This window comes from Aulosira sp. FACHB-615 (assembly GCF_014698045.1).
In the GTDB taxonomy this organism is placed as follows: domain Bacteria; phylum Cyanobacteriota; class Cyanobacteriia; order Cyanobacteriales; family Nostocaceae; genus Nostoc_B.
In genome coordinates this window covers 1-11,194 of sequence record NZ_JACJSE010000044.1, presented here as the reverse complement: position 1 = coordinate 11,194, position 11,194 = coordinate 1, and the positions used below count along the sequence as shown (strand labels likewise).

The following is an 11,194-nucleotide window of genomic DNA, read 5'->3' as shown; positions in this document are numbered from 1 at the left end:
TTGATATATATTAATCCCACCATGCAGTGAAGAGATTGTTCATGAGTTTAAATTCATCAGCAGTTCTCCCTGGCTGAGTAATAAACTGGGAGACAATTGGCAAAATTAAAATTGCTTGATCAATGTTACAGCCACTTTGATTTTTAATCTCGAATGATTCGATTACAAGTTGAATATTAGAACATTCATTGATTCCTAAGCTTCTACTTAAATGCCCACGAAATACAACTTGAATATCTGAATCTTGGCGAACAAACGGTTCGATTGCCTCATAAAACCGCATAAAACCCTCAATTGTGGGTCGATTGTTGTAAGAAGACTGGGGATGAACTAACCCTTCATCAAGTAATTGGCGAAGTTGTTCTGGCGTGATTTGAAAATCTTGGATTTCGCCTGGTGACAGGCGAATAACTTGTCCAAGACAAATTTCCTCTACTCTGGCTTGCGATAGCATGGTTGTATTATAAAATATAATGTTACTAATCAGTACAAATGTACTTAATAAGCTATTATGGAGCGATCGCTTGGGGGTCGAAAGTGATCGCTATCAAGCTTAGTTTTGAGAAGCAGCTTTTTGCTCCAAATGCAGCTTCAACGTATAACCACAATCTGGAGCTTGATACCCACGAGCATAAGGCAAGCGGTAAAAAGCCCACAAATTCCAGCGTAAAACATCAACACCAATAGCTGCATTTGCATTAGCGAATTCGACTCGATGATCTTTATCTGAAACTTGAATAATTTTGTTGATCAAAATGTTAACGGCTTCTAATTTAAGATTACCGGGAATCCCCATCATTTGCTGATTAAGCCATTGCCTAATTTGTGGAGACTGTAGCCATTCAGTAATTTGTTCCGCAGTGGGATTGAGACGATTAGCTAATAATTCCAGATTTTCGTCTTCTTCAACAGTTCGATGTTGGGGGGGAGAAGGTTGAAAAAAGTGAGAATCTATATTAGACATATTTGATTAATAAAAATGGATTATTTAGATTATAAATCAAGAACATTTGCTATGGAATAGTCAATATTATTCTATAAATAATTAGGATAAAAAACTATTAAAATAAATATCTTTTAACTGCTGAAAATAATATTGTAATGACAAATTATGCTATAAATATTAAATAAATCATGCAAGTATCTAAATAAATACTATGCACCCAATAGAGTTTAAGAAAAAATGGGGACTAAGCTATCAGCAACTTGCTTCTGTTCTCGGATACGAAAGTGATTACACAGTTCGCTGCTGGTGTAGGGATGGAAAAAAACATCGCAACCCTCAAAATGTGGTTCTTGTGGCTTGTAGTCTTCTAGATGAGAAATGGTCAAGTCAAGGGAAGAAAATAGTTGCTTCTGACTTATAAATAATTTTAGTTCATGGCAAATGCCCCTTTCCCGCTAACTAAAAAGCGGGTATTTCTATATGCAATAAACTCTAAGAGATTCGCGGAACAGATGGAAGCGGGAGGTTTGTCCTATCGAAAAAGAACTAACAAGACCGCAAGTTGCTTCTAGAATGGTTCCAGCAGTTACCGCTAGGCAACTGCTGGAATACATCAATATTGCTCGCAAATACGAGCCAAGTTTTGAGAGGTTCACTCATCCCAAAACGGGTGGAATCAATGGATATGCGAAATTGCGTGAATACCATATTCCGGTACTTCAAGAAATTCGGGCGTTGGCCAGAGAACATACTTTGGCTGAGATAGAGGAAGAATTCAAAAAAAGGGCATCAAAAAGAGAATCAAGTCAAAATTCAAAATTGAATAACAAATCTTAAATCCTGAATCTAAAAAAGGTCAAAATCTGGATAAAAGGAGAAATTAGCTTGACATCTAATACTCAAAATTTGGTAAAAGCTTTAGGTAGATTAGGGCGGAAATACCAGCATCATATTTATGCAGTTGGCACAGCTTTGATTCTGGTATTACAAGCAATACCAGCCCAGGCATTCGGATTGTTTGACCCAGCACAGATAGCCTTAACGTGTATGTTTGGGGGAACATCTTCTGGGACTGCTAATGCAGCTATAAGTGCGCTTCCAGCAGTGATAAATGCCACAATCACAGTGATTCTTTTCATCTACTTTGTTGCTTCTGGTGTAAAAGTAGTGAACGCATTAGGAGACGGGCAAGAAATAACGCAAATAGTACAACAGCCGATTGGAATTTTTTTCGTAACATTGGTATTGTTCATCGCGCAAAATATTTTGTTTGCAAATTTGACACCAGCTTGTACGTAAGTAAGCGAAAATTCTCCTGGGAGGTTTAGATGAAAAAAGAAATCAAGCAGGTCAATCAATCATTAGGAAAGAATGCCCAAATCGGAATTTTTACGGGATTCCAATTTGCAATTTCTATGTTGTCATTTGGATTAGGATTTTTCTTAGCATTTCCACTAGGTGCGGGAATGATATGGAGCATTCTAGTTGGCATTTGGTTCGCTGTGACAGCCATAATTCTATCGGGGAAAAGACCATATTTATTTTGGTCGAGAATTTTTCCGAATGTGCCATTTTGGACAAGAGGGTATATAAGATATTCTTCCCCAATAGAAAAAAGAAAAGCCGGGACAAAAAAAGTTGGTGTATGGCATTAAAAAAAAGTAAAACTAAAAGCCAAAAACTAAATCCTTTTGAAGACTTGCTAGACCTGACAACCTTGGTGAGATTGAAGAAAGGAGGATATACAATAGGGGCTTATTTGTTAAGTAAAAAGCAAGTAGGAGAGACTAACAATACTTTGCAGCTAGTATTTGGTTATAGCTGTAGGGGCATTCACCCATTATTTAATTCAGATGAAAAAGTAGAACAGATCGCTCAAGCCTTCGAGAATGGTTGCAAAGAATTCGCTCAAGGGGAACGCTATACATTTCGCTGGAGTTCATTCTGTAATGAGGAAGAAGTAATAGAACATTTTCGCCATCGTTTAAGTAATCCAGTAAATGATGAAAGTGAGTTTTTAGATTGGGGGAGTGTATCGCGGCTCCAACAATTAACAAGACAGAAAAAGCGAAAAAATATAACTCTAAATGTTTACGCAACATTCACCGTAAAACCAGGGGGAACAGAAGCGGGGGATGCAGTTGATAGAGCAATAGTCAACTTATCGAATTTTCTCCAAAGAAGATTTACACCGACAGGAGCGACAGAACTGACAAGGAAAAGCTTGATGCAAGTTCTGGAGAAAGCGATAAATGTCTCCCTCCGACATCAACAAATTTTGTCCGAAATGGGTTTAAATCCAACGCCGAAATCTGAAAAGGAATTGTGGCAGGATTTATCATTTCAGGTAGGAGCAAAACCAGTAAAAGTTCCCCATACTTTGGTTTTTAGTGATGGAATGCTGGCAGAAGAATTCCATGAGTCTTTGCCATCACCAAGGCAATATATAGATGCGGCTCACATAACATCCGTGTTGTTAAATAATGGGATTCCATTTGCAGATCGCAAATGGGTATGTATTTCCACGCCAAAAAAGGGTCAGAAATATGTGGGAGTGTTAACGCTCACACAAAAACCAGAGGCGTTTGTCTCGACAACGGCGCAAGTGCGATTTCTGTGGAATATATTCGCCAGGGATGTTATTTATGATATCGAGATAATTACAGAGATTAGCCCAGCTGACCAGAAAATAGTTAGGTTAACCCAGCAGCTAATCACAAGACGATCTCGAAATGCCCAGATGAGTGCCAGTAAAAAAACCATCGACGTAGCATCACAGATTAATACTGAATGGTCAGTAAATGCTCAAAAGCAATTATATACAGGTGATGTGCCAGAAAATGTCGCACTCATAGTATTGGTTTACCGGGATACACCAGAAGAAATAGACGATGCTTGCAGGTTGATTTCAGGTTATGTGAACCAACCGGCGGAATTAAGCCGTGAGATGCAATATACATGGCTGATTTGGGTAGAAACCTTGCTGTTGAGGCAAAGACCACAACTAACAAGTCCATATAACAGGAGAACATCATTTTTTGCCAGTGAGGTAATTGGTTTAACGCCGGCGGTGCAAACATCTGGTGCAGATCAGCAAGGATTTGAACTAATTGCCGATGAGGGACATTCACCCGTGAGCATTGATTTGTCCCGAACTAAAAACATGATGGTAATTGGGACAACTGGTTCTGGTAAATCAGTTCTGGTATCCTCAATTATTGCTGAGTGTTTGGCAATGGGGATGTCAATACTAATGATTGACCTGCCTAACGACGACGGCTCAGGAACGTTTGGAGATTTCACGCCCTACTACAATGGTTTCTACTTTGATATTTCTAAGCAGTCGAACAATCTTGTTCAACCATTAGATTTATCGAAAATCCCGTTGGAACAAAGGGAAGATAGAGTTAAAGCACACCGCAATGATGTCAACTTAATAGTTTTACAGCTAGTTTTAGGTTCACAACAGTTTGATGGTTTTCTGGCTCAAACAATTGAATCGTTAATTCCACTGGGGACAAAGGCATTTTACGATGACCCTGATATTCAACAACGCTTTGAGTCGGCAAAGCAAGGAGGTTTAGGGTCTGAAGCTTGGGCGAACACCGCGACTCTAGTTGATCTGGAGCAGTTTTTCTCTACAGACCATATTGATTTGGGGTATGAGGATGAGAATGTAGATAAAGCCCTAAACTATATTCGGCTACGGTTCCAGTATTGGCGGGCTAGTTCCATTGGAGATGCAATTTGTAAACCTTCAACTTTTGAAACTGACAGCAAGCTGATCACCTTTGCTTTGACTAACTTGCAATCAGGTAAAGATGCAGAGGTGTTTGGGATGTCGGCTTACATCGCAGCTTCTCGCCAATCCTTATCTTCGCCCAACAGCGTGTTTTTCATGGACGAAGCCAGTGTACTCCTACGTTTTCCGGCGTTATCTCGACTAGTAGGGCGTAAATGTGCGACGGCACGGAAATCAGGATGCAGAATTATCCTTGCAGCCCAGGATGTAATCTCTATTGCCAAGTCAGAAGCCGGAGAGCAGATATTACAAAATATGCCACTGAGACTGATTGGGCGAATCGTTCCAGGGGCATCTGGTAGTTTTTCGGATTTGTTGGGTATTCCCAGAGAAATCATCGACAAAAACGAAACATTTACTCCTAACGTTCAACAGCTATACACATTATGGCTACTAGATTACAACAACAAATACATCAGATGTCGCTATTATCCGTCCTATCCTTTGCTGGCTTTAGTCGCCAATAGCAGGGAAGAACAAGCGACACGCGATCTGTTTAAAGAACGTTACAAAAATAAGTTTGAATGGGTAGCAGAATTTTCTAAGTATTATGTCGATTGCATTAAGCAGGGTAAGCCACTATGAAAAGTCTATCCACACTTATTCAAAACAAAATCTTATTAGCAATATTAGCAGGAGTTGTATCTATAGGGAGTTTTCAAGTTTGGAAATATAACCAAGAGAAATATCAGAAGTTTATTGCTGAAAGAGAAACAGAATGCCAAGTTGGTTTAGCTCATGGGAAAACTTCTGTTTATTTCAGTTATAGTCTGAGGCGTTTGAAATATGAAAATGTAGCCAATCCAAAGCTAAATCAGCCAGGGATAACATCTGAATTCAGAAAGGATGCAGGTTATGTAATTATCAAAACAAAACCGGATTATTTAATCCCTCCTAATGTGGATAATTATGATAGTCCATTTTTCAAAACTCTATCTTCTGTTGGTGAGTTTGCACCACCACCATTAGATGTAACAGCCATATCTATAGACACTGTGAAAAAAGAAGCTTTAGTTTCTTCTTATTGTTCAAAAACACCATTTAGAGTACTTTTGAAGGATTTATATGAGACCTATCAAGCAGCCGATGCTGAAGATCCTCTTAGTCTCCCAAATCTTCTTAATTAGTCTCAATCTTCCAGTAAAAGCCCAAACATCAGATCCTAATGCCGTTGTAGTCGATACTGTTGAATCTGATGATGTACCGAATCCAGTAAAAAAACGTGAAGAAACATTTCTGGAAAAGACTTTAGATTTATACATAAAAGGACAAGAGTATTTAACAACAGCAAGGAAATACATTGATATTGACTTTAAAAAATTCAGCATCAAGTGGGGAAGTATTAATAAAGAAATAGGAAAAGCCATCGATAAAGCAATCAAAGATGGTAACAAAGACCCATATAAAACAGGAGATGATGTTAATGACGCTGTTTCGGCTCAAGAAGATACAGATTTAATTAATACTCCGCCAGAAGTTCAAGGAGAAAATGCAGAGAGGGAAGTGCATCAAGCATACACTCGCGCACAATCCCAAGCAGTTTTGGGGATTGATGGACAGAAAAATCAAGCTGGAGAAGCAGAAATTAGTAATACTGCTGTAACGGATTCTTTAGAACAAGCAGAAACTGTTCAGAATGATGTTGTGACTCAAGATATTCTCAAAAAAATGGCTATTCAAAACTTGCAAGTTGCCATGCTTGCAAGAGCGACTCATGGCGAATCCCAAAGACAAACACAACTCCTGGCAAGTACAAATATGAATCTGGCTGATATATCTGGACAAATGAGTGAAGAGGAGAAGAAAAAACAGGCAGAATCAGCCGCTACTCGCAGAGCAATTATTAGTAATCTGGCTGCTTTAGATGTTTTTTGGCGAGAATAATCATTTTTTTGCCTTCAAAATGGAAAATTCCCTAATAATTTTGAATTGGAGCAAAGCAACTTGTTTATACCTTTTGTATTGGCTCAATCGAGCGGACAACAACCTGGACAAAATACAGGAGTGACAATTTCTGGAGACGTTGTTAAAGGGGCTGAAGATGGTGCAAGGTTAGCTCTCAATGCGTTCAAGCAAGATTGGGTAGATTTTGCAGCAGGGCAAAGCCCAGTTTATTTAGCAATCGTGGCTGTTTCGATGTTAATTGCTGTAGTTTTGGTCGCATTTTGGTCACTAGGTTGGTATAGACAAATTAGCGATGAAGGGTTTTCGACTAATGTTGTTAGTGAAATGGTCTTCCCTCTACTAGTAATTTTGATGCTTTCCAACAATGGGGCGATGACGACTACACTGGCGGTAGGACTAAACAACACGACAATACACCTGAATAGCAAGATTCTGTCGATAACCAAAAATGGGGTTACTCTGAGAAACGCTATACGTATTGTTAATGCAGACCAAAGTTTTGTTCTAGCAGCGCAAACAAAAATTGCCTCATGCGACACATTACCAACATCAAAAATTGATGCTCAACAGAACACAACAAATCCACGTCAAGAATGTATTGACAGAGAAACTAAGAAGGCTGAAGAACAAGCTATAAAAATCAGACAACAAAGAGGATTAAATGGAAGTGCTGGTTCTGTCAGATGGAATCCTCTTGATGCTACTGGAGAAATAGTAAACAATGCTATACAAGGTGTGGTTTTTGTTATCTTGTCGGGATTATCACTAGGTTTTGCGTATATTGTTCAGCTATCTTTTTTATTAGTAGCTCATGTAGCACCTATATTCCTAGTTCTTTCTTTGTTGCCTGTTGGTGCTAAACCTATTTATGCTTGGTTAGCAGGATGGTTGGGATTAACTTTGGTGCTAGTATCAAATTCAATTATTGTTGGCATAGTTGCCAGTTCAATTGTGAACGTGCCGTCAACTAATCCTTTATTGACACAACTAGTACAAGCTGTTTTTTCACCCTTGCTTGCTGTAGCAATAGGAATAGGTGGAGGGATGTCAGTATTCACGGCTTTTACGAACGGACTAAATTTCTCTGTATCTTTATTGGCAAGAAGATAATGCACGCATTGAGGGAACAGGGAACAGGGAACAGGGAACACTTCGACAAGCGAGAGTGCATCACAGGGAACTCTTAACAAAAGAGTAAAATAAGAGGCTTTTAAATGTCAGAAATTAATGATTTTAAAGACTTAAAAATTTGGCAAAAAGGCATGGATATAGCCGAAAAATGTTATTTTTTGACTAAAAATTTTCCTAAAGACGAGTTATATGGCATGGTGCAACAAATTAGAAGGTCTGCGGTATCTATTCCAGCTAACATAGCAGAGGGGTATGGAAGAAGAACAACCCCTGAGTATGTCAGATTTCTAAATATTGCTCAAGGGTCAACTAATGAATTAGAAACGCATCTTATTTTATCCCAGAGAGTAGAATTATCTCAGCAAAAAGATATAGAATCGATTATTTTTTTACTTCAAGAAGAAAGTCGAATGATTATTGCTCTTATTAAAAAGATACAATCATGAATTTAATTTGCATACTCCATGTTCTGTTAAGAACTCCCTATTCCCTATTCCCTATTCCCTGTTTCCTGTTCCCTGTTCCCTCTCATTTCTAAAAGATAATGCGATTACTAGAAAAAAAAGAACTAAATTTGACACCAATATTTTTAATGGGGAATGCCATTGTACTAACATTATTACTACTGATAGAGTTAGTAAACTTTTTTGGTTTATGGAGAATAGCTAACTCCAAAGCCCCAACATTAGTAGAATTAAGTGATGGAGAGTCTATTAGAGTATCTTCCATAAGTAGTAGCGAGAGATCCTCACAAGCTATTACACATTTTGTAGGACAAACAATGACAGGTTTATTGAGTTGGAATACTGTCCCTCAAAATGAGTTGGAATCGCCTTTAGAGAAGTTAAAACTTGACACTGGAGTACAAGCAGGACAAGGCAGAATCACCACAAAGACTTGGGCGACAGGGTTTGCATTATCCGAAGATTTTCGCGCTCCATTTCTTGAGCAACTGGGTAAACTAACACCACCAGATGTTTTTCAAGGTTCAACGCAATCTATCCTCAAAGTTAGCTTTCTGGGTGAACCTAGAAAGCTAAAAGAAAGTCGAGGATGGACTATAGATTTGATTGCGGAATTAATTATTTTTAAAGGTGGTAATGTTATTGGTGAACCCATAACATTTAATAAAACTATTTTTGTAAAAGCAATAGATACGCCTAGATTACCTAAACAATATTCTAATATCCAAAAAATAGCATATCAAGCTCGTAAAGCCGGATTAGAAATTTATAAAATTCAAGATTTTGAACTAGGGGAAAAATGATAATAACAGAAATAAAAGATGATTCAACAATAGAAATAGAAGATTGTTTAAGGTCAAAAAATGAAGAGTTTATTGAAGAAAAAATCCAAGATAATTTAACAGTAGAAGATTCCACAGAAGATAAACAAGACTTTGCCGCTATGAATGGGGTAAATATTACTTTTGAGACTGATGAAGCAGTAAATGAAACCGAAGTTCCAGAACCAGAAGAAGTTACTACAACTCGCCCAACTTCGCAAAATCCCTTGATAAAAGTTGCGGTAATTAGTGGGATAACACTGCTTTTCGTAGCACTAATAGGTGGTGTAATTAGTGGGTCGATGAACGCGCTGAAATTGTCCACTACAAAGAAAATCGAAGCGCCAGAAAAAACTGAAGAAGTAGCAGCAACAGTCAAGGATGAATCAGGAACAGATAAAGCGGCCTTGGCTTTGACGAGGCAAAGTATGGCAATGGAAAAAATGCGGAATCTCAAAGCTAAACCAGACATAAAAATTACTGCTACTCCCTTACCCAAACCAGTAACAGTTGCATCCACACCAACACGAAGAATAATTGTTCAAAATCCTGAGCGCAGAAATTATACACCTCCAGTAGTTCAACGCTCATCACCAGTTTATCGACCTCAACCCCAGCCGGAAGCAAAGCCATTAGTAAAAACTGTTCCGGCAACATCCCTGCATAAAGTAGATCCTATGCAGCAATGGTTGGCTGTAGCTAATGTTGGTAGTTTTGGTGCAAATACTACAACTACATTGCCAGCAACAGTTAATGATTTAGAAAGTGCAGAAGGAATAGAAGGTGGGATTGGTAAACCCACATCATCCTCAAAACCTAGTATGGCATCAAGGAAAGTAGATAAACAGGCTCAAGATTCTAGCCTAGAAAATATTAATGATGGTCAAGAGCGTGTTTTAGTAGGTACTCACACAGAAGGAAAATTAGAAACTCCCATTGTTTGGAGTCGTAATCATGAAAATCAAGTAAATCAAAATTATTTAATTAAATTATCGCAGCCATTAAAATCATCTACAGGGAGTGAAATATTACCCAAAAATTCTTATATTGTGGCTCAAATATTGGGAAATAAAAATTCTGAGTATATTCAATTACAAGCAGTTTCAGCATTAGTTAACAAAAATGGTGAGCCAGAAGAAAAACTAATTCCTGAAGGAACAATCCTGATATTATCTAAAAATGGTAAATCATTAAAAGCCGAATTACATAGAGGTAGTGATTTAGGAAGAACTATTTTCGCATCTGTTTTAGCGGGAGTTACCAAGGCTGCTGAACTTCAGAATCGACCTACTAGCCAAATCACTACTAATTATGATGGTTTTTCATCAAGTGTAATCACTAATGACAATAAAGATTTGGTAGCTGGATTTGCCCAAGGAACATTAAGCGAAGTAGTAAGGAATATTCAATTAAATAATCAACGGCAGACGCAGCAACTAGAATCGGAAGATAAAGTCTTTGTAATTGATGCAGGAAAAGAAGTACAAGTATTTGTAAATCAAACGATTAATTTATGAAATATCTTGTTAAAGTTGGGAGATACTTGCCAATTTCTTTATCTATAATTCTGATTAATCCTGGACAAGTATTAGCAATTCCCGTAAGAACAATCTACTCACAAGATGCCCAAAGTATTCAGTCAAATGGTGTAGAGTTGCGAATCTGGAAAGGGTATGGAGTAACTATTAATTTTATCCCTACAGGTGAAATTATTAAGCAAGTATGGATTGGAGATCCCAGCCGAATTAGTTTTACTTCTAATGGCAATTTATGTCCTAAAGAGACTAATCAAGACTGTGATGGAGGAGCAACAGTTTTATTTTTAAGACAGATACAGCCAATTAATTTTCCGCATTTAACATCCAGCCAGGATGGGAACACCCAAATTACTATCCTCACAACGGGTAATGATGGACAAAAGCAATATCAATTCAAGCTAATTCCGGCAACTGGTCAACCACAATACACCAGTTTAATTATCAAACCTGACTCAGAAAAGCCCTTACCTGTAGCAATACCGTAGCCAATTTACGAGGGTTCAACACCTGTAGAAACGGGATGAATACGTCCTAAAGAAGTAAGCTTGGCAAAAATCTGACTTAATAAAATAGGCTCAGGCATTTCA

Annotated in this window: 13 protein-coding genes; 11 read left to right on the top strand and 2 right to left on the bottom strand. The window is 38.0% G+C overall.

Going from position 1 to position 11,194, the window contains the following annotated elements; translation table 11 throughout:
- Positions 1-10: 10 nt before the first annotated feature.
- Together H6G77_RS32220 and H6G77_RS32215 are read right to left on the bottom strand one after the other, a co-directional pair.
- Positions 11-454 carry a hypothetical protein gene (locus H6G77_RS32220; RefSeq protein ID WP_190677433.1) on the bottom strand — a complete coding sequence of 148 codons (444 nt, stop codon included), beginning with the start codon at positions 452-454 and terminating at the stop codon, positions 11-13.
- A 99-nt stretch (positions 455-553) separates the two neighbouring features.
- Entirely contained in the window at positions 554-964 is a 411-nt protein-coding gene (locus tag H6G77_RS32215; protein WP_190594956.1) for a hypothetical protein, read from the bottom strand.
- Positions 965-1,519: 555 nt separating this feature from the next.
- Here H6G77_RS32215 and H6G77_RS32210 point away from each other — a divergent pair.
- From H6G77_RS32210 to H6G77_RS32160, 11 genes are all read left to right on the top strand, one after another.
- Positions 1,520-1,783 carry a hypothetical protein gene (locus tag H6G77_RS32210; RefSeq protein ID WP_199331727.1) on the top strand — a complete coding sequence of 88 codons (264 nt, stop codon included), beginning with the start codon at positions 1,520-1,522 and terminating at the stop codon, positions 1,781-1,783.
- Positions 1,784-1,831: 48 nt separating this feature from the next.
- Entirely contained in the window at positions 1,832-2,245 is a 414-nt protein-coding gene (locus tag H6G77_RS32205) for a hypothetical protein (RefSeq protein WP_199331726.1), read from the top strand.
- Positions 2,246-2,274: 29 nt separating this feature from the next.
- Positions 2,275-2,601, top strand: a complete 327-nt coding sequence (locus tag H6G77_RS32200; RefSeq protein WP_190594955.1) for a hypothetical protein — start codon at positions 2,275-2,277, stop codon at positions 2,599-2,601.
- Positions 2,592-5,333, top strand: a complete 2,742-nt coding sequence (locus tag H6G77_RS32195) for a helicase HerA domain-containing protein (RefSeq protein WP_190594954.1) — start codon at positions 2,592-2,594, stop codon at positions 5,331-5,333. Before H6G77_RS32200 ends, H6G77_RS32195 begins: the two co-directional genes overlap by 10 nt.
- On the top strand, positions 5,330-5,875 hold the full coding sequence (locus tag H6G77_RS32190; protein ID WP_190594953.1) for a hypothetical protein: 546 nt from the start codon (positions 5,330-5,332) through the stop codon (positions 5,873-5,875). The genes H6G77_RS32195 and H6G77_RS32190 overlap by 4 nt, the downstream gene beginning before the upstream one ends.
- A complete protein-coding gene (locus H6G77_RS36045) occupies positions 5,835-6,632 on the top strand; it encodes a hypothetical protein (protein ID WP_242048731.1) in 798 nt (265 codons plus the stop codon). Before H6G77_RS32190 ends, H6G77_RS36045 begins: the two co-directional genes overlap by 41 nt.
- 60 nt (positions 6,633-6,692) lie before the next feature.
- Entirely contained in the window at positions 6,693-7,763 is a 1,071-nt protein-coding gene (locus tag H6G77_RS32180) for a hypothetical protein (protein WP_190594952.1), read from the top strand.
- A gap of 104 nt (positions 7,764-7,867) precedes the next feature.
- The gene (locus tag H6G77_RS32175; protein ID WP_190594951.1) at positions 7,868-8,230 is read left to right on the top strand and encodes a four helix bundle protein; all 363 of its coding nucleotides are present in this window, start codon (positions 7,868-7,870) and stop codon (positions 8,228-8,230) included.
- Positions 8,231-8,328: 98 nt separating this feature from the next.
- A complete protein-coding gene (locus tag H6G77_RS32170) occupies positions 8,329-9,051 on the top strand; it encodes a hypothetical protein (RefSeq protein WP_190594950.1) in 723 nt (240 codons plus the stop codon).
- The gene (locus H6G77_RS32165; protein WP_190594949.1) at positions 9,048-10,586 is read left to right on the top strand and encodes a TrbI/VirB10 family protein; all 1,539 of its coding nucleotides are present in this window, start codon (positions 9,048-9,050) and stop codon (positions 10,584-10,586) included. The genes H6G77_RS32170 and H6G77_RS32165 overlap by 4 nt, the downstream gene beginning before the upstream one ends.
- Entirely contained in the window at positions 10,583-11,092 is a 510-nt protein-coding gene (locus H6G77_RS32160) for a hypothetical protein (RefSeq protein ID WP_190873771.1), read from the top strand. Before H6G77_RS32165 ends, H6G77_RS32160 begins: the two co-directional genes overlap by 4 nt.
- Positions 11,093-11,194 lie beyond the last annotated feature (102 nt).

Bases quoted from the DNA above. Each gene is read 5' to 3' on its own strand.
- H6G77_RS32165 (WP_190594949.1), top strand. From the start codon at position 9,048: ATGATAATAACAGAAATAAAAGATGATTCAACAATAGAAATAGAAGAT.
- H6G77_RS32195 (WP_190594954.1), top strand. From the start codon at position 2,592: ATGGCATTAAAAAAAAGTAAAACTAAAAGCCAAAAACTAAATCCTTTT.
- H6G77_RS32160 (WP_190873771.1), top strand. From the start codon at position 10,583: ATGAAATATCTTGTTAAAGTTGGGAGATACTTGCCAATTTCTTTATCT.
- H6G77_RS32210 (WP_199331727.1), top strand. From the start codon at position 1,520: ATGGTTCCAGCAGTTACCGCTAGGCAACTGCTGGAATACATCAATATT.
- H6G77_RS32190 (WP_190594953.1), top strand. From the start codon at position 5,330: ATGAAAAGTCTATCCACACTTATTCAAAACAAAATCTTATTAGCAATA.
- H6G77_RS32175 (WP_190594951.1), top strand. From the start codon at position 7,868: ATGTCAGAAATTAATGATTTTAAAGACTTAAAAATTTGGCAAAAAGGC.
- H6G77_RS32220 (WP_190677433.1), bottom strand. From the start codon at position 454: ATGCTATCGCAAGCCAGAGTAGAGGAAATTTGTCTTGGACAAGTTATT.
- H6G77_RS32215 (WP_190594956.1), bottom strand. From the start codon at position 964: ATGTCTAATATAGATTCTCACTTTTTTCAACCTTCTCCCCCCCAACAT.
- H6G77_RS36045 (WP_242048731.1), top strand. From the start codon at position 5,835: ATGCTGAAGATCCTCTTAGTCTCCCAAATCTTCTTAATTAGTCTCAAT.
- H6G77_RS32170 (WP_190594950.1), top strand. From the start codon at position 8,329: ATGCGATTACTAGAAAAAAAAGAACTAAATTTGACACCAATATTTTTA.
- H6G77_RS32200 (WP_190594955.1), top strand. From the start codon at position 2,275: ATGAAAAAAGAAATCAAGCAGGTCAATCAATCATTAGGAAAGAATGCC.